At 38.0% G+C, this 24,843-nt stretch carries 22 protein-coding genes; 9 read left to right on the forward strand and 13 right to left on the reverse strand.

Features of this window, described 5'->3' with window-relative positions:
• The 6 genes from HNR69_RS08735 to rfaC all read left to right on the forward strand — a co-directional run.
• Positions 1–3,507, forward strand: a 3,507-nt coding sequence (locus HNR69_RS08735; RefSeq protein WP_183405670.1) for a YadA C-terminal domain-containing protein, incomplete at its 5' end; no start/stop codon positions are given.
• Positions 3,508–3,828: 321 nt separating this feature from the next.
• Positions 3,829–5,064 (forward strand): NAD(P)/FAD-dependent oxidoreductase, encoded by a 1,236-nt coding sequence (locus HNR69_RS08740; protein WP_183405671.1) that lies wholly within the window; start codon positions 3,829–3,831, stop codon positions 5,062–5,064.
• Positions 5,065–5,138: 74 nt separating this feature from the next.
• Positions 5,139–6,746: a DNA recombination protein RmuC gene (locus tag HNR69_RS08745; protein WP_136122256.1), complete on the forward strand. Its 1,608-nt coding sequence runs from the start codon at positions 5,139–5,141 to the stop codon at positions 6,744–6,746.
• 59 nt (positions 6,747–6,805) lie between these two features.
• Positions 6,806–7,735 carry an ADP-glyceromanno-heptose 6-epimerase gene (gene rfaD, locus HNR69_RS08750; protein ID WP_132994902.1) on the forward strand — a complete coding sequence of 310 codons (930 nt, stop codon included), beginning with the start codon at positions 6,806–6,808 and terminating at the stop codon, positions 7,733–7,735.
• A 135-nt stretch (positions 7,736–7,870) separates the two neighbouring features.
• Entirely contained in the window at positions 7,871–8,911 is a 1,041-nt protein-coding gene (waaF, locus tag HNR69_RS08755) for a lipopolysaccharide heptosyltransferase II (RefSeq protein WP_135026504.1), read from the forward strand.
• Position 8,912: 1 nt separating this feature from the next.
• Positions 8,913–9,878 (forward strand): lipopolysaccharide heptosyltransferase RfaC, encoded by a 966-nt coding sequence (rfaC, locus tag HNR69_RS08760; RefSeq protein ID WP_135026502.1) that lies wholly within the window; start codon positions 8,913–8,915, stop codon positions 9,876–9,878.
• 49 nt (positions 9,879–9,927) lie between these two features.
• On the opposite strand, the gene dapF is transcribed toward rfaC, so the two are convergent.
• Positions 9,928–10,752 carry a diaminopimelate epimerase gene (dapF, locus tag HNR69_RS08765; RefSeq protein WP_135026500.1) on the reverse strand — a complete coding sequence of 275 codons (825 nt, stop codon included), beginning with the start codon at positions 10,750–10,752 and terminating at the stop codon, positions 9,928–9,930.
• Positions 10,753–11,002: 250 nt separating this feature from the next.
• Here dapF and HNR69_RS08770 point away from each other — a divergent pair, with 250 nt between their 5' ends.
• The gene (locus tag HNR69_RS08770) at positions 11,003–11,701 is read left to right on the forward strand and encodes a hypothetical protein (RefSeq protein WP_183405672.1); all 699 of its coding nucleotides are present in this window, start codon (positions 11,003–11,005) and stop codon (positions 11,699–11,701) included.
• A gap of 38 nt (positions 11,702–11,739) precedes the next feature.
• Here HNR69_RS08770 and mobB read toward each other — a convergent pair whose 3' ends face one another.
• From mobB to HNR69_RS08830, 12 genes are all read right to left on the reverse strand, one after another.
• A complete protein-coding gene (mobB, locus tag HNR69_RS08775; RefSeq protein WP_075294263.1) occupies positions 11,740–12,237 on the reverse strand; it encodes a molybdopterin-guanine dinucleotide biosynthesis protein B in 498 nt (165 codons plus the stop codon).
• 13 nt (positions 12,238–12,250) lie between these two features.
• The gene (locus HNR69_RS08780) at positions 12,251–12,685 is read right to left on the reverse strand and encodes a SoxR reducing system RseC family protein (protein WP_012341251.1); all 435 of its coding nucleotides are present in this window, start codon (positions 12,683–12,685) and stop codon (positions 12,251–12,253) included.
• A 7-nt stretch (positions 12,686–12,692) separates the two neighbouring features.
• On the reverse strand, positions 12,693–13,631 hold the full coding sequence (rseB, locus tag HNR69_RS08785; RefSeq protein ID WP_075290462.1) for a sigma-E factor regulatory protein RseB: 939 nt from the start codon (positions 13,629–13,631) through the stop codon (positions 12,693–12,695).
• A gap of 63 nt (positions 13,632–13,694) precedes the next feature.
• Positions 13,695–14,279: a sigma-E factor negative regulatory protein gene (locus HNR69_RS08790; protein ID WP_012341253.1), complete on the reverse strand. Its 585-nt coding sequence runs from the start codon at positions 14,277–14,279 to the stop codon at positions 13,695–13,697.
• Positions 14,280–14,311: 32 nt separating this feature from the next.
• The gene (gene rpoE, locus HNR69_RS08795) at positions 14,312–14,887 is read right to left on the reverse strand and encodes an RNA polymerase sigma factor RpoE (RefSeq protein ID WP_011609751.1); all 576 of its coding nucleotides are present in this window, start codon (positions 14,885–14,887) and stop codon (positions 14,312–14,314) included.
• A 105-nt stretch (positions 14,888–14,992) separates the two neighbouring features.
• Positions 14,993–15,247 carry an FAD assembly factor SdhE gene (locus HNR69_RS08800; RefSeq protein WP_011609750.1) on the reverse strand — a complete coding sequence of 85 codons (255 nt, stop codon included), beginning with the start codon at positions 15,245–15,247 and terminating at the stop codon, positions 14,993–14,995.
• Between the two features lie 173 nt (positions 15,248–15,420).
• The gene (locus HNR69_RS08805; protein ID WP_075294268.1) at positions 15,421–16,062 is read right to left on the reverse strand and encodes a bifunctional 4-hydroxy-2-oxoglutarate aldolase/2-dehydro-3-deoxy-phosphogluconate aldolase; all 642 of its coding nucleotides are present in this window, start codon (positions 16,060–16,062) and stop codon (positions 15,421–15,423) included.
• Between the two features lie 46 nt (positions 16,063–16,108).
• Positions 16,109–17,512, reverse strand: coding sequence for a glucuronate isomerase (gene uxaC, locus HNR69_RS08810; protein ID WP_012341255.1), 1,404 nt, complete (start codon positions 17,510–17,512; stop codon positions 16,109–16,111).
• Positions 17,513–17,521: 9 nt separating this feature from the next.
• Positions 17,522–18,937 carry an MFS transporter gene (locus HNR69_RS08815; protein WP_012341257.1) on the reverse strand — a complete coding sequence of 472 codons (1,416 nt, stop codon included), beginning with the start codon at positions 18,935–18,937 and terminating at the stop codon, positions 17,522–17,524.
• A gap of 27 nt (positions 18,938–18,964) precedes the next feature.
• Positions 18,965–20,725, reverse strand: a complete 1,761-nt coding sequence (locus HNR69_RS08820; protein ID WP_075294262.1) for a glycoside hydrolase family 3 protein — start codon at positions 20,723–20,725, stop codon at positions 18,965–18,967.
• A gap of 41 nt (positions 20,726–20,766) precedes the next feature.
• On the reverse strand, positions 20,767–21,582 hold the full coding sequence (locus tag HNR69_RS08825; protein ID WP_075294261.1) for an HAD family hydrolase: 816 nt from the start codon (positions 21,580–21,582) through the stop codon (positions 20,767–20,769).
• A 9-nt stretch (positions 21,583–21,591) separates the two neighbouring features.
• Positions 21,592–22,437, reverse strand: coding sequence for an SDR family oxidoreductase (locus tag HNR69_RS08830; protein WP_075294260.1), 846 nt, complete (start codon positions 22,435–22,437; stop codon positions 21,592–21,594).
• A 249-nt stretch (positions 22,438–22,686) separates the two neighbouring features.
• On the opposite strand from HNR69_RS08830, the gene HNR69_RS08835 reads away from it, so the two are divergent.
• A complete protein-coding gene (locus tag HNR69_RS08835; protein ID WP_012341260.1) occupies positions 22,687–23,448 on the forward strand; it encodes a GntR family transcriptional regulator in 762 nt (253 codons plus the stop codon).
• Positions 23,449–23,466: 18 nt separating this feature from the next.
• Positions 23,467–24,651, forward strand: a complete 1,185-nt coding sequence (uxuA, locus tag HNR69_RS08840) for a mannonate dehydratase (protein ID WP_012341261.1) — start codon at positions 23,467–23,469, stop codon at positions 24,649–24,651.
• Positions 24,652–24,843: the final 192 nt, after the last annotated feature.

The following is a 24,843-nucleotide window of genomic DNA, read 5'->3' on the forward strand; positions in this document are numbered from 1 at the left end:
AAAATTTCTAAGGAAATAGTTGAAAAAGGATATAAGTATAAAGCTGATATTCCGTCAGGTAATAGCAATGATACCAGCATAAAACTAGGCTCAACCATATCTATTGTAAAATGGACAGACACACCGGCATCAGGGACTGGACAACCAGCAGTAACTGTTGGCACAGGAATAATTTCTCAAACACCAGCTGTTAAGTACACAGGAGATAATTTAACAACTCGATATACCTATGACAGTAGCAATGGCAACGCTAAAATCGAAATCGGCTTTAAAGACGCACCGAAATTTAGCAAAGTTACCTTATCTCAAGATCAAACATATGGTAATGGTAGCAGTGTTGAAAATAACGACCTGATTAGCAAATCCTATCTTGACGCCGCATTAAAAGACTTTAAGTTTAATGTGGAATATGGTGGTAAGAAAGTCCAAATCGGTCGTGACGATACCTTGAAATTTGTGGGCGGTCAAAATATTCAAGTGATCTCGGATGATAAAAAAGCGGGAGCAACACCAGCCGCTCCTGCTCCGACACCGACTGATACGGCAACTGCAAGCACAACGCCAACTGCTCCGGCAAGCGATGCGACAGGTGGTGCAGGTAGTACATCTCCAACTGTAGCGGGTAGTTCGTCAGGTGGTACAAATGGCGATAGTGCAGGTACAGCGGTCGCTTCAAGCACGCCAACCTCAACGACAACAGCTGTAGTCACCATTGGCACGACTGAAGATTTGAAAAATATCAAATCAATTTCCAACGGCGATAAAGCGAAAATCGCTTTAGATAAGGAAAGCAATACCATCAAGTTCACATCGGGTGCGACACCAGAAGATGTGACCCTGACAGGAAGCACACTGAGCGGCGTATCTGAAATTAACAAAGCAGACGACAAAGGAGCATTAAAACTTACTAAAAATAGTGCAACCTTAGAAAGTGCTAGCGATAATTCAAACGTTGCGTTGGAAAACAATGAAGCCACCATCACCGCTGGTAAAGACAAAGGCTCACTCAAACTTGAAGCCGACAAAGCGACCCTAACTAGTGCGAAAGACGGCTCAAGCCTTGCCTTAGCAAAAGACAGTGCCACTGTTAAAGTGGACGATAAAGCAACCTTTACCTTTAATAAAAATGGCTTAGATTTAGGTAGCAACAAAATCACCGCACTTGCCAGCGGTTTAGGTTTGCAAGATAACGCTAGCGGAAGTGGTGATAGTGACCCTAATAAGATTATTGACAACGTCCTTGCAGGCGACCCTGATGAAGGTAAGAACAAAGATAAAATCGCCAACAACGCCGTGAACGTGAAAGACCTATCCACCGTGGCAAAAGCTCTGATGGAAAAAGGTTTAACATTCCAAGGCAATGACGGCAAAGAAGTCCACAAAAAACTGGGTGAGACCTTGTCTATTAAAGGCGAAGGTGCGGTTGGTGAAACGGCGACGGATAACATTGTGGTAAGAGCCAAAGAGGGTGAACTGCAAATCGGTCTGACCAAAAATATTAGAAATATTGACACCATTTCTATCGCTGGCACAGGGGACAATAGCGGTAAAGATGTCTTTATAGATGCTGAGGGTATGACCACTACTGCTCAACTTGAAGATGGCACGGTGTTGGTGAATAACCAAACGGCTGAAGGTGTCAGTACAATAGCTAAAAAAGAGGATGGTAGCATTTTGGTGAATAATCAAACAGCAGAAGCGAATATTTTAAGCAATGGCAAGCACACGACAGAGGTGAAAGCCGGTGAGGTCGCTATTAAAGACAAGAGCGGTCAAGAAATCGTGAGCTTGAAAGTGGCTGAGGGTGAAAACGGTCAAGATGGCAAGGGAGCGACGCTTGCGTTTGCCAAAGATGGCGAAAACGGTACAGGCGTAATCATGGGCTTGAAAGACCTAGATGCCACTGCTGACGGTTCAAGTGCAGCGAATAAAAACTATGTGGATGAAAAAATGTCCGATTTGGACAGCAATCGACCGTTTGACTTCTATATCCAAGAGGGCAAAGAGTATACCAAAGTCGTCAAAGGACGTGATGGTAAGTTTTATGATCCTGAGCTTTTACAAGGGGCAAAGTATGATGTGGACAGCAAGAAATACATTGCTCAAGATGGACAAGAAGTTACACCGGAATCGGATAAAGTCATTATTCGTGCTGAACCGACTACCGCACCTATCGGGATAAATAATGTGGCAAGTGGTTTGGGGATTTCGGCTATAGAAGAAAGCGAAAAGCAATCACTCACTAAAACGATTGAGGAGAAAAAAGCGGAATTGGAAAAAACCGATACCGCCTTACAAACCGCTAAAGATCAAGTAGGCGAGAAACAGAAAGCACTGGAAGAGAAAACCAATGCACTTTCGCAAGTTGCCAGCGAACGTCCTGCGTTGCTAATGCAAAAAGCGGAAATTGAACAGCAACTTAAGGGATTGGGTGCGAGCGATCCACGAAGAGCAACCGCACAAGCCGAACTTGATAAGGTAAAAGAGGCTCTTACACAAAATGATCAAAAGGTGACTGAGGCGACAAAAACAGCTAATGAGGCTTCCGAAGCTCTCAAACAAGCGAAAGTCGCTTTGGCAGACAACGTGTTAAAAGCCTATGCAGCACAACAAGCATTAGCTACTGCCGAGGAAACCTTGCGAAATAAAGAATTTGGCGTGGATAAGGTGAAAGACTTACTGTCAGGCAATTCAAATATTGCTGAGGATAATGTGGCTACTATTAAAGATGTGAAAGCACTTGCTAAAGCAGGATTAAGTTTTGAGGGCAATGATGGTAAACGCTTGCATAAAGATCTATCAGAAACTTTAGCAATCAAAGGTGAAGAAAATGCAAGTGGTGATAAATTTAATAGCGACCACACCGCCGCCGGCAATATCAAAGTGGAAATGGCACAAGACGGTAAAGGCTTAGAAGTCAAATTGTCTGACCAGTTGAAGAACCTCACATCGGTTGAAACTAAAAAAGACGACCAAGGCAGATCAACAACATTGCTGTCCCGTGGAGTGATGGTTCAAAATGACACCACAAAAGAACAAGCCCTGTTCAGCGAAAACCGTTTAGCGTTCTTTAAAGATGGAGCGTTAGGATTGAATTTAGACGGTAAGTCTCGTGCATTGAAAGTCGGTGAAAAAGCGATCATCAGTATAAACGACAAAGGTGAAGCATTGGTTTCCGATCTGAATGAATTTAGTTCAGGTATGACAATTACCAATAAAAACTATGTGGATACCAAAAACAATGAGTTGCGTACGCAATTGAATAATACTGACCGCACTTTACGAGCAGGTATTGCCGGTTCGAATGCGGCGGCAGGGTTGGCATCGGTCTCTATGCCGGGTAAATCTATGTTAGCCATTTCTGCAGCAGGTTATGGCGGGGAAAACGCAGTGGCAATTGGCTATTCTCGCATGAGTGATAATGGTAAGATTATGCTACAACTGCAAGGAAATCGGAATTCTAGAGGCAAAGCGGCGGGTTCTGTTTCTATAGGGTATCAATGGTAAATTGATTCGATTGTGCCTTATGTCCACATTTTGTTATTGAGGATATAAGGCATAAAAAGCGTGCTCTGTTTTAAAATCAACTTGGTAATTGTTGTTCGATTTATTGACGAGTTATTAAGTTTGGTTTCTTTTTACATAGACAAGGTTTAAAATGGATTAGATTCTGTTTTAAACCTTTTTTACAATTAGGCAAAGCACTTAATATCAAGAATAACTGTCTGTATCTATTTCAAATAGCTATATTGCTATCTATGATGATGGAATATTGCTCTTGATGTTTGTAGCAAAAAATTACATAGACTTTAAACGAGGAGAAGAAATATGGAAAAATTCGATGTTGTGATTATTGGTGCAGGACCTTCCGGTTCTGTTTCTGCATCATTATTGCATAAACAAGGCTTAAAGGTTTGTGTATTGGAAAAACAGCACTTTCCTCGTTTTGTCATTGGTGAAAGTTTGTTACCTTATTGTATGGATATTTTGCAAGAGGCGGACTTGGTTGATGCGGTACATGCCGAGAAAAGTTTTCAATTTAAAAATGGGGCGGCATTTACTTGGGGAAATCGTTACACCTATTTTGATTTTACAGATAAATTTACCGCTGGACCTGGCACAACCTATCAAGTTCGCCGAGGCATTTTTGATAAAATTTTAATTGATGAAACGGCAAAAAAAGGTGTGGAAGTTCGTTTTGGGCACGAAGTATCGGCGTTTGATAACCAAGGCGATCAGGCAGAGCTTGCGGTAAAAACGGAGCAAGGGGAAGAATATCGGCTGAGTGCAGGTTTTGTGTTGGATGCCAGCGGTTACGGACGTGTTTTGCCACGCTTATTATATTTAGAAACACCATCGCACTTGCCAATACGTATTGCACATTTTACCCATATTGATGACAACATTGATGATCCGATCTTTGATCGTAATAAAATTCTCATTACCACACATCCTGAACATCGTGATGTTTGGCTTTGGTTAATTCCCTTTGCGGATAACCGTTGTTCAATCGGTGTAGTTGGGTTACCGGAAATATTGGCGGGTGAGAGCGAAACTGTGTTGAAAAAATTTGCTCTTGAATGTCCAATGCTGAGTAAAATTCTTGCTAAGGCAAATTGGGAAAATGAATTTCCGTATCGCCATATTCAAGGTTATTCCGCTAATGTGAAAACGTTGCATGGCAAACATTTTGCTTTATTGGGTAATGCTGCGGAATTTCTTGATCCGGTTTTTTCATCTGGCGTGACTATTGCGTTACATTCCGCTCGACTGGCAAGTCGTCTTATTGCTCGTGGGCTTCAAGGACAAGCTGTGGATTGGCAACAAGAATTTGCAGATCCGTTAATGGTTGGCGTGAATGCGTTCCGCACTTATGTGAACGGTTGGTATGATCGTAGTTTCCAAGATGTCATTTATGCCCGTAATCCACAACCTGAAATTCGCCAAATGCTTTCGTCTATTCTTGCCGGTTATGCGTGGGATGAGAAAAATCCGTTTGTGGCGAAATCCTCCCCTCGCTTGAAAGCACTTGCGGAATTATGCGGCGAGGCAACACAAGATTAAGATAACAATATATAAGCATTCAAAAATTGCTATTTGCAAAGGTTGAGTGCTTTTATTTTTCATAAGGAAACGTCATGCCATCATTTGAAAATCCTTCTTTTATTACCGCGCTTGTATTTCTTTGTATTTGTTTCATTTTATTTTTTATTCTTGTACGCAAGCAAAGAGATGTGCAGGTGTTACAACAAGAGTTAGATAAAAATATTAGTAGTTTCAATCAATTGCTGAATAAATATGAAGATGTAACCGAAGCAAAAAATCAGCTTGAGCAACAAGTTGTAAAGGCACAGACACTTGTCGAAACCGGTCAAATTCGTTTGTCGGAACGTGATGAAAAAATCCTTTATTTGCAAAAAGAATTAGATAAAGAACAATTACGGTGTGAGCAAGTTTCTCAGCTGGTAACAGGATTGAAAGAGCGTTTGGGGGTAGTAAGTACACAGGCGGAAAGTTTTCAACAGCAGTTAAATCAAAGTCGTGCAGAAAAAGAAAAGAGAGATTGTGCTTGGGCTGATTTAAATCAGAAACATACCGCACTTCAACAAGAACTGACAGAATTAAAAGTCACGTTAAGTGAAAAAGAAAAAAATTTTGTCGAGCAACAAGAAAATTTTTCTCAGGCTAAACAACTGTTAAGTGTTGAATTTCAAAATCTTGCCAATCGGATCTTGGAAGAAAAAAGTCAACGATTTAATCAAACTAACCAACAAACTTTAGACAGTTTATTGAAACCTTTTCGTGAACAAATTGATGGTTTTCAAAAGCGGGTGAACGAAATTCATTCCGAGTCATTGAAAGGCAATGCCAGCCTTGAAAGTGAGATTAAAAAGGTGTTGGATATTGGGTTGGCAATGTCGAAAGAGGCGAATAACTTAACTTCTGCTTTGAAAGGCGAAAAGAAAACCTTGGGGAATTGGGGAGAAGTTCAGTTAGAGCGTACATTGCAATTAGCCGGATTGATTGAAAATGAGCATTACAGCAGTCAAGTACATTTTAAAAATGAGCAGGGCAAACATAATTATCCTGATTTTATTTTGCATTTACCCGATAATAAGCATTTGATTATTGACAGTAAAATGTCTTTGGTAGCTTATGAAAGTGCGGTTAATTCTGACGATGAAAATCAACGTAAACTTGGTTTACAGGAACATGTTAAAGCCTTGAAAAATCATATTGACGATTTATCTCGGAAAGATTATAGCAATTTGATTGGTATGCGTAGTCCAAATTTTGTATTGATGTTTGTTGCTGTTGAAGCAGCTTATATTGAAGCGATGAAACATGACAGTAACTTATTTAATTACGGATATGAAAAAAATGTCATTTTAGTTTCTCACACGACATTAATGCCTATTTTGCGGACAGTAGCGAATTTATGGCGAATTGAGCGTGGTAATCTTGAGGCAAAAGAAATTAGTGCAAAAGCAGGTGAAATTTATAATCAAATTTGCGTAGTGGCAGAGCGTTTAAATAAATTAGGTAACAGTTTATCCGGTGTAAGTAATCATTATAATAATACCGTTACCGCACTTGTAGGACAGCAAGGTTTGGTGGGAAAAGTTGAGCGGTTCAAGGATTTATCCGCTAAGGCGAACAAGATAATGCCGGAGATTGAATTGTTGCATAATGATATAAACGTTGAGAAATTAATTGCCGTTCAAGCTGAAGTCGAAGAGAAATAGGATTTTTAGGTAAAAATCTTTTAAAATAATGACAGTTTTGACATAAGAGGGAATACATTATGATTATTGTTACAGGTGGAGCCGGATTAATTGGAAGTAATATCATTGCGGCATTAAACGATATGGGACGTCGAGATATTTTGGTAGTGGACAACCTGACTGATGGGACAAAATTTGTCAATTTGGTCGATTTGGATATTGCGGATTATTGTGATAAAGAAGATTTTATTGCCTCTATCATTGCTGGTGATGATTTTGGAGATATTGATGCAATTTTCCATCAAGGCGCTTGTTCTGCTACAACAGAATGGAACGGTAAATATTTAATGCAAAATAATTATGAATATTCAAAAGAACTATTGCATTATTGTCTATTGCGTGAAATTCCTTTCTTTTATGCCTCAAGTGCGGCGACTTATGGCGATAAAACAGACTTTATTGAAGAACGCCAATTTGAAGGTCCATTAAATGTTTATGGTTATTCAAAATTTTTATTTGATGAATATGTGCGTCAAATTCTGCCACAGGCTAAGTCGCCTGTTTGTGGGTTCAAATATTTCAATGTATATGGTCCTCGTGAACAACATAAGGGTTCAATGGCAAGTGTTGCTTTTCATTTAAACAATCAAATGTTGAAAGGAGAAAATCCAAAATTATTCGCAGGGTCAGAACATTTCTTGCGTGATTTTGTTTATGTGGGTGATGTGGCAAAAGTGAATTTGTGGGCATGGCAACATGGTATTTCAGGCATTTATAATTGTGGAACAGGTAGGGCGGAAAGTTTTGAACAAGTAGCAAGAGCGGTGCTGAATTATCATGGTAAAGGTGAAATTGAAACTATTCCGTTCCCTGAGCATTTAAAATCTCGTTATCAAGAATATACACAAGCTAATTTAACAAAATTACGTGCAGCCGGTTATCAAGCAGAATTTAAGTCGGTTGCTGAGGGAGTAGCGGAATATATGCAATGGTTAAATCGCAAGTCTTGATTTAGCGAGGAAAATAGCGTTAAAAATGCGGTTTAATTGGGTGTTCATTTATTCGGTATTCCTTTTAAATCTGCAACTAAAAAGACTATTTTGCTTTATAATATCGGCAATCTTCACTGTTATTGGTCAAAACCTATGAAAATTCTCGTAATTGGACCTTCTTGGGTGGGTGATATGATTATGTCCCATAGTCTGTATCAAACCTTAAAACAACAATATCCCGATTGCCTGATTGATGTATTGGCTCCGAATTGGTGTAAGCCTTTACTTGCACGTATGCCTGAGGTTCGCAATGCGATTACTATGCCCATTGGGCATGGTTCCTTTGACTTAAAAGGGCGGTATCGAATTGGTAAATCTTTGCGTAATCAATATGATATGGCGATTGTTTTGCCAAACTCTTTAAAATCGGCTTTTATTCCTGCTTTTGCAAAAATTCCGTTACGCCGTGGTTGGATAGGCGAAAGTCGTTATTTTTTGTTAAATGATTGGCGTAGTAATAAAAATGACTATCCAATGATGGTGCAACGTTATGTGGCATTAGGTTATGACAAAACTGTCTTACCGATAGCAAAACATTTAGCCATTCCTAAGCCTTATTTGCAAGTTGATGCTCAAGCGTTGGAACAAACTTTAGAAACTTTTGCAAAACAAACCGCACTTTGTGAAAACCGTTCGGTTATCGGCTTTTGTCCGGGAGCGGAATTTGGCCCCGCAAAACGTTGGCCACATTACCATTATGCCGATTTAGCCCGACAGTTGATTGAACAGGGCTATGCCGTTCGTTTATTCGGTTCGGCGAAAGATAAAGAGGTAGGTGAGCAAATTAGTCAAGCGTTGCCTCAAAAATTACAACATTATTGTGTAAATCTTGCTGGTGAAACAGACTTAAATCAAGCTGTTGATTTGATTTCAGATTGTGTGGCAGTAGTGAGTAATGATAGCGGTTTAATGCATATTGCCGCCGCACTTAACAAACCTTTGGTTGCTGTTTATGGACCAACAAGTCCGGAATACACGCCGCCACTTTCCGACAATGCTGTGATTATTCGTCTAATTGAGGGAGGCTTGATTAAAGTGCGTAAAAGTCAAGATAGCTCAGAGGGTTATCACCAAAGTTTAATCGACATTACACCGCAAATGGTCATCGAAAAATTACAGGATTTTTTAAATTAATATGAAAGTTTGTTTGATTAAAACCAGCTCAATGGGCGATGTAATTCATACTTTGCCAGCCTTGACTGATGCTCAAAATGCTATTGCTGATCTGCAAGTGGATTGGGTGGTGGAAGAAAATTTTGCGGAAATTCCCCGTTGGCATTCAGCCGTTAATCATGTTATTCCTCTAGCAATACGACGTTGGCGTAAACAGCTTTTTTCCGCTCAAACAAGAAACGAATGGAAAAATTACCGCACTTTGTTACAAAAAAATCAATATGATGCGGTAATTGATGCTCAAGGGTTAGTGAAAAGTGCGTTGTTTGGAGCGAGTTTAGCGAAAGGGGTAAAACATGGTTATGATCGTCATTCTATTCGTGAGCCTTTCGCCTCATTTTTCTATGACAAAAAATATACTATTTCTTATCAACAGCATGCTGTTGAACGTATTCGTCAATTATTTGCCCAAAGTTTAGGTTATGAATTGCCTCACGAAAAAGGCGATTATGGTATTGCGAAGCATTTTGTGCATTCGACTGAAAATGCACAACATTATGTCGTTTTTGTCCATAGCACTACAAGAGCGGATAAGCATTGGATTAATGCTGAATGGAAAAAATTATCCCAAAAATTGACCGCACTAGGTTTGCAAATTCGCTTACCTTGGGGCAATGAGAAGGAAAAATTACGTGCTGATTGGATTGCACAAGATATTCAAAGTGCGGTGGTTTTACCGAGACTTTCTTTGACCGAGCTGGCACAACAGATTGCGTATGCAAAGGCGGTGATTTCTGTGGATACAGGGTTAGCACATTTAACAGCCGCTTTAGATGTTCCCAATATTACTTTATATGGAGCAACAGATCCGAAGTTGATCGGGACGTATGGTAAACATCAACATTATATTCAGAAACAGGGTATGGCGTTGATTAGTGCGGAAGATGTGTTGAGTGAATTACAGTCAAAAGAAATATTGAAATTTTAACCATAGAAAATCTGCACTTTGCATTTACACTAAGTGCAGATGAGTTTGATTATAAACGGATAACACCGTCATAAATATGTGTTGCCTCGCCGGTCATATAAAGTGGGTGTCCTTTTCCTTGCCATTCAATCATTAACCTTCCTCCCGGCAAATCGACTTGTACGTTATTATCTAGCACACCTTGCATAATTCCGACAGCAACCGCTGCACACGCACCACTTCCACAGGCTTGTGTTTCTCCTGCTCCTCTTTCATACACACGCAGTTTAATATGATTGCGGTTGATAATTTGCATAAAACCGGCATTTACACGTTCAGGAAAGCGTTCATGGCTTTCTAAGAGCGGTCCTAATATTTCGATGTTTGCGTGTTGAATATCTTCCACTTGTGTTACACAATGTGGATTGCCCATAGACACCACACCACATAGCAAGGTTTGTATGTCTGTGCGAATAATATAATTTTTTTCAAATTTATTGGCGTTAAAAGGGATTTTATTCGGTTCCCAAATCGGTTCACCCATATTGACACATACCATGTCATCGTCTTTAACGCATAACATCATTTTGCCTTTTGCAGTACTCACAGCAATTTCTTTTTTATTGGTTAAACCTTTAAGCACGACAAAACGAGCAAAGCATCTTGCACCATTGCCACATTGCGAAACTTCACTACCGTCCGCATTGAAAATACGATAGTGAAAATCCAAATCCGGATCATAAGGCGGTTCAACGACTAGCAATTGATCAAAACCAATCCCACGATTGCGATCTGCCAATCTTTTTATGACTTCAGTGGGAAAATAAACGTTTTGAGTGACAGCATCTACCACAACAAAATCATTCCCCAGTCCATGCATTTTGGAAAATTGCATTTCCTCTTCCTTAAGCAAATTAAAATTGGAGCTATTATAATCAGCTGCTTAAATTGAGTAAATGAGAGAAATCATTCACTCAGATTGTGAAATTCATATTTTTTTCTGCAAAATTGTATCGTATAATTCTCCGCCAGTTTAAAAAGATAAAATTAAACTATTTAAAAAATTTATTTCTTTGATACATAAGGAGTTTTTATGAAATACAAATTATCTTTAGTACTTTTGGCAATGCTGCCCGCACTTTCCCATGCGGGGGGGGAATTTTAACTTTTACGGCAAAGCGGGAATTGATTTAACCTCTCGTTTTGAAACTATGAGAATAATTGCAAACCATGATGGTAACCCTCCCATTTCAGCAAGCTCAAGACAAAATACTTTCTCGCCAAGCATCTTTTTTGAAACCACTTATAATATTTTACCGCAAACAGAAATCGGTCTAGGATTAGGCTATATTAAACGCAAAGGCTTTGAGCATTCTGCAAGCTGGGGAATTCATGGAGGAGGAGAGTATGCACCGATTTCAGATAATACTGGAATCGAAACCTATAAAATACCTCGTTATGCCTCCCTGCCAATTTATTTTATTCTAAAACAAGATTATGCCCTAAGTCGAAATACAAACCTGTATTTCAAAGCAAATTTAGGTTATTCAATCAATAAAATTTCCAATACACAATATAAGTATTATACAGATCTAGAGCAAGAAAACGTTTTTAAATTATCGGAGTTTCAGAGCGGGTTGCGTCCGATGAAAGTGAAAAATGGTCTTTATTTAGGTTTAGGATTGGGGATTGAATATAAAGCTTTCTTAGCAGAAATTGGCTATTATCATACCAAATCAAAAGTAACTCGTAAAAACTATAACTATGAGATTAGAAACTCGATCTACGAAAGTACCTCTTACAATAATGATGCCATACGTTTAACCCTTGGGGTTAAATTCTAAAAGTAACATTCTCTCCGCACTTTGAGGCGGAGAGAATGTTAAGTTGTTGTTTTATACCACGCCAAGATAAATGTAGCAATTTGCGTTGGGTTGTTAATATCCAGTAAAGGAACGGAAGTTTGTACGGGATAGTCCGTTGCTAACGCTATTACATATTCATCACAAGGCGGACAAGGTTTCGTCATGTCTTGACGATGTACTAAAATTTTGACAATAGGCTCTTGTTTAAAACCTTCCACTAAAATTAAATCGGTCATTTGGGGTGAAAATTGTTGAGCGAGATAATCTAAAGTGAGCGATTTTGGCGTTTCGGTCATCAATGCCCAACGCTTATCACATGCCAACATAACTTGTGTCGCACCGGCTTCTTTCATACGCCAGCTGTCTTTTCCCTCTTTGTCGATTTGTGCGTTATGATGGCTATGTTTGATGACTGAAACCCGCAAACCTAAACGGAGCAATTCAGGCAGTAATTTTTCCAATAATGTGGTTTTTCCGCTACCGCTATAACCTGTGATACCTAGCATGGGTTGCATATAAATTCCTCTTTTATTGAATAATGCGTAACAGAATGGGTTGAAAAGCCTTTTTATGTTGCCATTTTTTACTGTATGAATGGATAAGCACAAAAGAAAGTGCGGTACAAAAAAGGATAAAAATTGCACCCCACAATTCTTGGCTAAAAATTTGGTTTGCAATGAGTGTTGCACTGAGCAAGGTCATTAAAGGAATAATATACAATAAAAGTGCGGTAGAAATCAGAGAACTTTCTTGTAAACCAAGCTCAACAATTTGACCTATTTTTAAGGGTATCAGGCTATTAACGATAAAGATATGCTCCGGACTTTTGCCGGTTAATTCAGAAAGTGCGGAAGTTCCGCAAGTATTTTTTGCTGTACATTGGCTACAAGCATTTTTGCTTTGACATTTCACTGTTGCTTTTCCTTGATGATAGGCAATGACTATCGCTCTTTCTGTTAGCATAAAAAACCTATTTAATTCGAATATCTTGAATAATACGTTTAGCGGAAAAGAGAGGAAGTTGACCGACAAAGGTTAATTCTTTGTTACCTAGAGTGTTGCTGTAAAAAGTGGTGGAGCCTTGCTTCCAAAATCTTTCTCCGTCATTATCAACAATGCTGTTAGACAAATAGAGTGCAAAAGAAAATAGTCCGTCACTATAAAATTGGCTCTCAATAGGGTGTTTATTGTCTTTTTCTATTGTTATGGATTGGCTAATTAACTTAAACCCTTTTGGGAGCCACTCCGGTTTCCAATTTTGTTGTTGAGTTTTCGGCTCACTTAATAACGGAGGAAAAATGACATTATCTATATAGCTACCTAATTCGATCAGTTCATCACCAAGATATAAATTAACTACTCGGAACTGCTCTAATAAATTGCCTTCACGATCCAACATATCACTGCGTAGCAACAAATGATTTTGTTCATCGATAAAGACTAAATATTGATAGCGAAAATCGTCTTTAGGCAAAATACGTAAAGTTTGTACAATGCGATCCGCCACACGATTACGCCCAATGGTTACGATATCGTAATAATCTGATAATTGCTTAACATCACTCCACATTACAACAGGTAAGTTATCCATAATATGACCGCTCTTTAAAGAGAATGCTTGGAAATTAGGTGGAAAATAACTCACTAAATTTTCATGTTGGATAATTTCTTGTTGAACACCATCTAAGGTAATAAGTTGGGCGTAACTTTTGCCATCCTGATTAATATGACGATAACGAAGTGAATCTATATTGGTTGGCGTGGCTTGCACAAAATAAATTTCATAATTTAATGTATTTTGTGCTGCAATCATTTTTTCCAATAATTGCTCAGGTTCTATATTTTCTTGAGCGAAAGTTGAAACTGAAAAAGTAAGAAGTGCGGTCAAAAAAGAGAAAATTTTTAACATAGTATTCTTCCTAAGAAAAAAATTCACCACCAAACGGTGGCGAATATCTTAACATGAATTGAGCTAATGTTCATTATTTGGCAATCCGAAACTGTCAGTATGCAGACGTCGCTGTAATTCATAGTTTTGTAGCATTATGCCAATACGTTTGTTCCGTTGTTCTACTTGCTCTTGCGTAATTATTTCTTTTCTCGGAACATTATAGCTGATTTCTTGTACCGAATTATTAAATGGAAGCGTTTGTAGCGTTGGGGTATCCAGTGTATTTTTGCCCGCTCTTTCATGATTAAAAGATTGAACGCCAAGTACGGCAACGAAACAAACCGTTGCAGCAACTGCCATTTGTAACATTGGGGAAAAGAATGAGCGTATTTTTTGTATAAACGGAAGTTTTTCCACTTCTGCGAGTGTCGGTTGAGACTCGAGAGAATGTTCGATTTGTATTTTTTCTTCCTGTTCAATGAGCGTTCCCATTCTTGCTGTGAAATCAGAACCTAACAGCACTTTACTTTCTTTGCGTATAATGGAACGAATTAAATGATAATTTGACCAACTATTTTGTAAGTCTTTGTTTTGACAAAGGGTGTCAGTAAATTTGTTACCACAATGCTCACCATCGATATAAGCTGAAAGTAACTCTTTTTGCATCTTTAACTCCAAGTCTTTGTTTATTAAACTATTTAACGTTGTATCAAAGGTTGAATTTTGCTTTCGATTATTTCTCTTGCACGGAAAATACGAGAACGTACGGTTCCCACCGGACAATCCATAATTTCTGCAATTTCTTCGTAACTCAATCCTTCCATTTCCCGTAGTGTAATAGCTGTTTTTAAATCTTCTTGCAGGTTACTGATAGTATCAAAAACAACTTTTTTCAATTCACCGGATAATATTTCATTTTCGGGAGTATTCACGTCCCTTAAATTTGTACCAACATTATAGCTTTCAGCGTCTTCTGCTAATATATCCTCTGTTGGCGGACGCCGTCCTTGTGCCGTTAAGTAATTCTTTGCCGTATTAACCGCTATTCGATATAGCCAAGTATAAAAAGCACTTTCGCCACGAAATGATTCAATTGAGCGGTAGGCTTTTATAAAGGATTCTTGTACAACATCGGGAATATCGTTTTGTGAAATATAACGAGTAAGTAATCCAGCAACTTTATTTTGATAACGAGCAACCAATAAGTTAAAGGCCTTTTTATCTCCCTGCTGTACTTTTTCTACCAAAGCCTGATCCGTTAGTTGTTCAGCCATATAACCTCTTGTATCACATCTAACAAGCCTTAATATTAAAGCCAGCCAACCCCTGTGCTTGTTAGACGTAATGGAATAAAAAAAGTTCAATCTTTTTAGGAAAGATTATTGATATAAATTTAAATTTTCTTGAATATGATCTACCATTTCTTGTAATTCAAGATCAGCAGCCGGAGTTTTGTTAAAAAACCAAGAAAAAAGTTGTAAATCCGAGCAAGCTAATAAACGCAAAAATATATCTTTTTTAGCATCAGGTAGTTCATCAAAATATTGTTGAAAAAAAGGCATAATAACTTTATCTAATTCCAACATGCCTCGGCGGCAATCCCATTCAATGCGGAATTTGTTGTATTTTTCCATGCTTAATTTCCTTTTATCTAATTTTCTTGTTAATAGTAACAATCGGAAGAAACGCTGTAAATAAAAGAGAAGAATAAACTCGGTTCGGATAGATTTTAGGTGTGCAATATAAATGGCATACAAATAAGGCGTATTATATATCAATACGCCTTTGCTCTTAGGTGTAAATCCCTTTAACTTTTAACCAGCTCTACTACTTCACGGGTTAATCGTCCAATTTCTTCCCATTGTTGGGACTTAATCAAAGATTTCTCTACAAACCAAGAGCCACCGCAAGCAACTACGTTTGGAATAGCGAGATAGTCTTTGATATTTTGTGGCGAAATGCCACCGGTCGGCATAATTTGTAAGTTACCGTAAGGGCCAAGTAAGGCTTTTATCATTTTAACACCGCCACTTGCCTCAGCAGGGAAAAACTTGACAGCTTGTATGCTGAGTTCAAGAGCGGATTCGATTGCCATTGGATTATTTACCCCAGGCGTTACAGGTATATTTAACTCTTGAGAATACTTCACAATATTTGGATTAAAGCCTGGAGTAACAATACAATCTGCTCCGGCATTTTTGGCAGCCAATACCTGTTCTTTGGTTAGCACCGTGCCTGCAGCTATGAGTACTTCAGGATATTGTTGGTGAACCAATTTAATGGCCTCTTCGGCAGCTTCGGAGCGGAAAGTAATTTCCACTACAGGCAAGCCGTTTTCAGACAATGTTTTTGCTAAGGGTAAAATATCCTCTGCTTTATCTAAAGCAATAACCGGAACAACTTTAAGCTGTTTCAACTTGTCAATAATTTGTTCAGTGGTATAACGCATTTTTAACCTCTTTTTAATGTGAAAAAATTTCTTTAAAATGGTTATTTTATTTGAAATAACGTTTTGCATTGTCATAGCAAATGTCTTTCACCATCTTTCCTAGCAGGTTGAGATCATTTGGTGCTTCACCACGTTCAACCCAGCCACCAATCATTTCACATAAAATACGGCGGAAATATTCGTGGCGAGTGTAAGATAAGAAACTGCGAGAATCAGTCAGCATACCAACAAATTGGCTTAATAGTCCCAATTGTGATAGCTGTTGCAGTTGGCGTTCCATGCCATCTTTTTGATCGTTGAACCACCAGCCTGAACCGAATTGAATTTTACCTGCAATGCCCCCGGTTTGGAAATTACCGATCATTGTGCCAAGCATTTCGTTATCACGAGGATTTAAGCAGTATAAAATGGTTTTCGGGAGTTGGTCTGTTTGATCCATGCTGTCTAATAAACGAGAAAGTGATTCAGCAAACGCACGATCTCCGATTGAATCAAATCCAGCATCTGCACCTAGCAATTTGAACATTCTCGTATTGTTGTTACGAATTGCTCCGATATGGAGCTGCATTACCCAATGGTGTTTGTGGTACTCCGTACCTAACCAAACTAATAGTGCGGTGCTAAATTGTGCAATTTCTTCTTCTTCAATAGGTTGATTGTTAAGTCTTTTTTGCAATATTTGATCAAGAGTTTTCTCATCAGGAATTGGTGAGAAACGGACAATTTCCATACCATGATCAGCAGATTTACAACCATATTTATCGAAATGTTCAATACGTTTCGATAGAGCCTGTTTTAGTTTATCGAAAGTGTTGATTTCAATATCTGCGACTTTTCCCAACTGCTCAATATAATCATTGAACAGAGGAAGCTCAATTTTAAACGCACGGTCAGGTCGGAAACTTGGTACAACTTCAACATCAAAGGTATTATCTTCTGCAATGGCTTTATGGTATTCCAATGAATCAATAGGATCATCGGTTGTACCAACCAAATTTACATTCATTTTTTTCATAATACCACGTGCTGAAAACTCAGGCTGTTGCAATAACTCTTTCCCTTTATGCCAAATTTTCTCCGCTGTTTCAGGTGAAAAAATCGTGTCGGTAATACCGAACGGACGACGTAATTCTAAGTGAGTCCAGTGATAAATCGGGTTACCGATACATTTTGGTACAGTGTTGGCGAATGCGAGATATTTACTGTATTTATCTGCACTTCCCGTAATTAAATGCTCTTCTACCCCAGCTGAACGCATTGCTCGCCATTTGTAGTGATCGCCTTCTAACCAAATTTCAGCTAAATCATTAAATTGGCGATTTTCTGCAATTTCTTTTGGGTTTAAATGGCAGTGATAGTCAAAAATCGGTTGTTCTTCAGCATAATCATGATAAAGCTTTTGAGCCGTTGAGGTTGATAGTAAAAAATCTTCCGTCATAAATTTCATCATTATGTCCTCTTATTGAGTTATTTTTTGTTCTAATATACTTGCGTTTTCGTCCACTTTTTCTTTAGAAAGCGGGTAAACGTATTTCAACAGTAAAAAAATCAAGATGCAAGCCAATGCAGGTACTCCCGTTGCAAAGTTATAGATTGACTCTAACACTTCTTGTGGTTGTTGTGGGATTTTTGCAGAATAGCCAATGTAACTTAGTGCAAAGCCACCTAAACCACCAGCTAAAGCTTGACCGATTTTGCGAGCAAATGAATAAACTGCATAAATTGTGCCATCTTCACGGCGTCCAGTTTTGATAAATTGGTTATCAATAATATCTGTAATAAATGCCCATATAATAATTTGGAAATAACTTAGACCCAGTGTTGCAATGAGTGCAACAATGATAAATAACCAAACATTTGTGATTTTAACGAAGAATAGCACACTGTATATGACAGCAGTTATCAATAAACCTACAGAAGCTGATTCTTTTTTACCGTACTTTTTCACAATATTTTGGGCAAACGGAGCAACCATAAATGTTGTCACGGCACCTAAAATACCACCAAATGACAATGCTAATTTACTATTAAAGTAATCAACATACAAATATGGGTTCATTGTACCGATGATTAAGGTTGCTAGCAGTAAAATGATAGCGATTAAAATAAAGATAAGTAACGCACTGTTTGAGAATAGACTGCTAAAGATTGCTTTTACGTCATCTAAACAGTCTGATTTATTGTGTGATTTGTTGTGGCGACGACCTTCTTTTTCAGGCAATTGAACTCGCTCAACCGAAAATCTCCAACAGATTTGGTACAAAATAAACGCACAGATCATAAATGCTCCCATAATGTATGTGAACATTTCTGGGATAATTACTTGTTTACCTTCAACTTCTTTGTAAATAATGAGTGGAATAACAAATGAGATAAAAAGTACCGCAATATTTGCACCCACTGTACGGAAGATAGATAATCCGGCACGCTCATCAGCTTTTGTAGTAATCACGGAAGCCATTGAACCATAAGGAATATTGACCGCAGTATAGGCTAAACTACCCCAAACTATGTAGGTAACAGTGATGTAGACCAATTTTGCGGTATAAGACCAATCTTTCACAATGTGTAAGAAAAGCAGAAATCCCGAAATACAGATAAAGGGAGTTGCCCGGCGAATAAGACCTCTGAAACGCCCCTCTTTAAAAGGCTTTATAGTATCTACTAAACGTCCCATACCAATATCAGTAAAAGCGTCAATAAATCTAGAAACTAGAAATAGAAGACCGACAACATAACCTTCAATTTGTAGCACATTAGTATAAAATAGCATTAAAAAGAAGGCGGACATCATAAAACTAAGATCATTAGCAATATCGCCAGCCATATAGGCAAGTTTGTCTTTTAAACCAAAAGGTCTTTGTGTTGAACTCATGAAAAACTCCTTGTGAGGAATGATAGATTAAATATGGGTATCTTTATAACCGCAGAACGCATCAACTGGGCTAATACCTTTAAACTCGGAATTACCCATTAATTTTTCTACCAGCAATTCTATGGTTGGCTCTTTGCCGTCATAAGCATTGATGTAAGTTTTTACCTGAGGAACATCAACTAAATGGAATGGGCATTGAACGGACACGAAAATTGTAGGTACTTCATGGACGTAGAATGGAATATCAGGCGTTCCTTTGGTCGCTTGCCATACGATACGTTGAACTGTACTCATTTGCACATTCGCAACATTGATAATCAGATCATAATGATCCGTTAATGTTGTAATTGGGCGTTTTTGGGAGTATTCATTACGAATAGTTTTGACCTGTTCTTCGTCCGACATCTTGAGAATATTATCCATCGGTGATGTATAAATAGAAACTGTAAATCCTTTTTCTTCCAGTTTTTCTTTTAAGATTTCTGTTGCACTGCGTTGACTACCTGCAACCATTTTACCGAAGCCACCATCTGTACCTTTAACATTTACAAGTAAGATTCTAGGGAAACGTTCAACATTAATTGGGAAAATATCTTGTTTATGTTTAACTAAGGTAATTGCTTTATCTGCAACATCACGGAAAATTGCTTTATGTTCTGGTAGTCCTATTTTTGCTAATGCTTGTTCTTTTGGTTCAAGCAATGTTTCTCTTGGGCGATTGTGTAAGCCTAATTTTGCTTTTAACCCTAGAATACGAGTAAGGGCATCATGAAGGCGTTCTTCGGTAATAATGCCGTTTTTATAACCTTCCATCATATAACCGAAATCTTCATCAGGATCGTTAAAGAAAAGGAATAAATCACAACCTGCAGCGATAGCAGTCGGTAGCATTTCGCTACGCTTCATTGCTGAAGTCATTGCTACCATATGGCTGGCATCAGTAACAACAACACCGTTGAAACCTAATTTACCTCGTAATAAGTCTGTTAAAATTGGTTTTGAAAGTGTCGCTGGTAGGCAGTCCTCATAAGCTAAATTTGGATTGAAATGCTGCTCGTAAGCAGGTAAGTGTATATGACCTGCCATCAACGATGGTAAACCAGCATCAATTAAGCCTTGATAAACTTTGCCGAAAGTATTGTCCCACTCTTCGCAACTAAAACTGTTTACACTAAAAGAAAGATGCTGATCTCTTTCATCCACTCCATCACCAGGGAAATGTTTTGCAGCCGGGGCAATACCACTTTCTTGAATACCTTTCATATAAGCCAAGGACATTTCTAGTACTTTCTCTGGATTTGAACCAAATACTCGATTAGAAATAATTGGGTTTCGCCAGTTATAACTAATATCAACGATAGGAGCAAAACTCCAGTTACAACCGATAGCTGCTGCTTCAATACCAGCTACACGCCCCATTTCATAAGCATATTTAGCATCATCGGTTGCACCGATTTTGACTTGTAAACCAATTTCTGTTCCATCACTGCAAGCACCATTACCACCAGCTTCTGTATTCGCTGCAATTAAGAGAGGGATTTTACTTTTAGTTTGTAGAATATAGTTTTGGTCATAAACCTCCTCAGCAGGACCGGGATTATAACGTACCGCACCAATATGGTAACGGTTTAAAACATCAGTGAGATATTCCTCGGATCTGCTTGAACCCATATTCACAAACAGCTGACCGATTTTTTCTTCCAACGTCATATTGGCTATAGTGTTTTTTACCCATTGAATATCTTCATCTTTTAAGTAATAAGGTTTTTTCGTTAAATCAACAGACATAATTTCTCCTTGCTTATTTGTCAAAATAGTAATAATTGTGATCAAGCGGTTAAATTTGCATTAAATTTTGCAACCAATTGGGCTTGATATTGAGAATCAAATTTTTGGTAAACCAATTTCCCTAATGTTTCTAATACTAACTGATCCCAAGATTCATCTTCATTGCCACATAAAATCGGGAAGAAATTTACACTTGCTTCATTGGCACTATTTAAATCACCCGGTGAATCACCAACCATTAAAATATTGTTCGGTTGATAGCCATATTGTGCTAATTGGTTTAAACAATGAGTTTTTGTACCCTCATCTTGTCCATAAACTAGATCTACAAAAGGGAGCAAACCATGTCTTGTCCATTCATCAAGAATAGCTTCATTATTTGCGGAACTTACCACAGCGATGTCTGCAAACTCTTTAATAATGGCGAGGGAACGTTTGACTAAACGGAACGGTTTATCTTGAGTATGTAGAGTTTTAATACCCATATTGACTTTTTCCGACCATGCTAACGCAAGTTTTAGATCATCGGTATGGTTGTCTTGTATTGCTTGAATAAGTGAACGATTGGATAATTCCGAAGTTGTATTTACCCAGTGTTTTAATTGGCTGAAATCCTGTTCATAACTATACTCTTCCAAAGAAAGAATCAATCCTTTGAATCGATTGATACCACGTGTTTGAGAGTAAAGGTTAATTCTATTCCAAATTTCAATAAAACGTGCTTCATCTGTAAGTCCAAAAATTTCAACAGCATAAGGTCCGAAACACTTATCATGTTTAATATTCATTGTATCCATTGCACAACCGTCAGAATCAATGCACACAATAAATTTATGTTTTGGTATAAATGTTGTCATTATTTTCCCCTATACACCGCTGTAAGCAGAGAAACCGCCATCAATCGGCAATACTACCCCATTTATGAAGCTGGCATAATTTTCATCCATTAAGAATAAAATTCCACCCATCAATTCATGTGCTTCACCAAAACGTCCCATTGGAGTATTAGTTAAAATTTTATTAGCTCGAGCTGTCGGATTTCCTTCACTGTCAAAAAGTAATCCTCTGTTTTGGTTACTGACTAAAAAACCCGGGGCAATGGCATTACAACGAATACTTACTTTAGAGAAATAAACAGCAAGCCATTGGGTAAAGTTACTGATAGCCGCTTTTGCTCCTGAATAGGCAGGAATTTTAGTTAACGGAGTATAGGCATTCATGCTGGAGACATTAATAATATTAGCCCCTTTTTTGCCGATCATATCTTTGGCAAATACTTGAGTAGGAAGTAAAGTACCTAAATAGTTGAGGTTAAATACAAATTCAATACCATTTTTATCTAAATCGAAAAATGATTTTGTACTATCTGCTAAGTTAAATTCATGAAATTCATTGTCGGTTGTTGCTTTTGGGCTATTACCACCGGCACCATTAATCAACACATCACAAGTTCCAAAGTCTTTTTCGATAGCATCACGAGTTTGTTGAATACTTTCCAAATCAAGTACATTGGTTTTGTATGCTTTTGCAATGCCACCATTTTGTACAATAGCTTGTGCATATTGTTCTGCCGATTCGAGGTTAATATCTAATAAAGCAACTTTTGCCCCTGTTTTTGCTATTTCTTGTGCAAAAAATGCACATAGCACTCCACCAGCACCTGTAATAACAACGACTTTACCTTTGAAATCATGATTGTTTGCAATATTCATATTTTTATCTCCTATTAAGATTAATTGATATGCTAAATATACGTCTATTTTTAAAACTGGTAAACCAGTTATTAATAAAAGTGTGATTTACATCACAAAATTTAAACTTTTTTGGTTTACCTTTTGGTTTTTTATGTAAAATATGCTTAAATTATAGTTGTTTTTTGGTGCGCGAAATGTTAATTTGGTGAACCAAAAAAGTATTTTACGAACACCATCAAGAAGTCAAAAAAGCAGAGAGACAAAAAAATGATGGCAACATCACCTGAAGAACTACGTTCTTATAAAAAAATAGGGCAAGAATTAAAAGCGGAATTATTGAGAGGAACTTATGGTATTGGGGATAAATTACCGGCAGAGCGTGATTTATCTCAGTACTTCAATGTCAGTCGTACAGTTATTCGTGAAGCACTTATCATGCTTGAACTTGAGAATTTAGTCGAAGTGCGGAAAGGATCTGGTGTTTATGTAATAAATTTACCTAAATCGAGTTCAGAGGAAACTGAAGATTTGCCTGATGTTGGACCCTTTGAATTGCTACAGGCAAGACAATTGTTAGAAAGTAGTATTGCAGAATTTGCAGCTATTCAAGCAACTCGAGCTGACGTTTTACACTTAAAAGAGATTTTAGATCGTGAACGTAGAACTTTAGAGTGCGGTGATGATGAAGATTATATTGCAGATGAGGATTTTCACAAAGCAATTGCAGAAATAACGCAAAATGAAGTGGTGATCCGCATGCAAAAGGATTTGTGGGAGTACCGAATTAATAGTCCTATGTGGAAAGGTCTGCATGCACATATCTCTGATCAAAGTTACCGCTATTTATGGTTAAAAGATCACGAAAATATTATTGTTGCAATACAGCGAAAAAATCCTGTATTAGCACGAAAAATGATGTGGCAGCATTTGGAAAATGTAAAACAGAAACTGTTTGAATTATCGGATTTAGATGATCCTAATTTTGATGGTTATCTGTTTAATGTTAGCCCTTTGGCTGCTGATTTTTAATTAGATGAGGAATTTACTATGGAACAAACATGGCGTTGGTATGGACCAAATGATCCGGTATCTTTGGATGATGTAAGACAGGCTGGTGCAACGGGAGTGGTGACTGCGTTGCATCATATTCCCAACGGGCAAGTATGGTCAGTTGAGGAAATCAATAAGCGTAAAGCATTGTTGGAGGAAAAAGGGTTGGTTTGGTCAGTTGTGGAAAGTGTACCTATTCACGAAGATATCAAAACCCAAACAGGTAACTATCAGCAATGGATTGATAACTATAAGCAAACATTGCGTAATCTAGCGAGTTGTGGCATTGACATAGTATGTTATAACTTTATGCCGGTATTAGATTGGACTCGTACCGATCTTGAGTATGAAATGCCGGATGGTTCAAAAGCGTTACGTTTTGATCAAGTGGCTTTTGCTGCCTTTGAACTATATATTTTAAAACGTCCGGGAGCAGAGGAAACTTACTCACCGGAAGAGCAAGCAGAAGCCAAAGCCTATTTTGATCAAATGAGCGAAGCGGATATTGCGAAATTAACAAAAAATATTATTGCTGGGTTACCGGGATCTGAAGAGGGTTATACTCTTGAGGAATTTCAAGCACAACTTGATCGCTATAAAGGTATTTCTACAGAGAAATTCCGCACTCATTTAGCCTATTTCTTGAATGAAATTGTGCCTGTTGCACAAGAAGTGGGAATCCGTATGGCTATTCACCCGGATGATCCTCCTCGTCCAATTCTCGGTTTGCCACGTATTGTGTCAACTATAGACGACATGCAATGGTTTGTGGATACTCAACCGCTTGCCGCTAATGGGTTCACTTTCTGTACTGGTTCATATGGTGTGTTAGCAGAGAATGATTTAGTGAAAATGGCGGAAAAATTTGCTGATCGTATTTACTTTGTTCATTTGCGATCCACTCAGCGGGAGGAAAATCCACGAAGTTTTCACGAAGCTGATCACCTTGCCGGTGATGTAAATATGTTTGGGGTAACGAAAGCATTACTCACCGAAGAATATCGTCGCAAGGCAAATGGTGATAATCGCTTAATTCCAATGCGACCAGATCACGGTCATCAAATGCTTGATGATTTGAAGAAAAAAACTAACCCGGGTTATTCTGCAATTGGTCGTTTAAGAGGTTTGGCAGAATTTCGTGGTTTAGAATTGGCATTAAAAAAAGTGTATTTTAATGACTAATTAAAGAATAAAGGTACTAAGTGTCTTAGCTGGGAAGTATAGTTCTGGACATGGTGTGAAAGAAACCCGACAAATTGTCGGGTTTTTTTCATCTAAAAGAACGGTCTGTTTTATACTATTTTTTGTTTGACAGAAGAATAAATTACGCCGGTTATCAAAGACACGATGCTACTTACAACAAGATAAAAAGAA

Origin of the sequence: Histophilus somni (assembly GCF_014202395.1) — a bacterium.
In the GTDB taxonomy this organism is placed as follows: Bacteria; Pseudomonadota; Gammaproteobacteria; order Enterobacterales; family Pasteurellaceae; genus Histophilus; species Histophilus somni.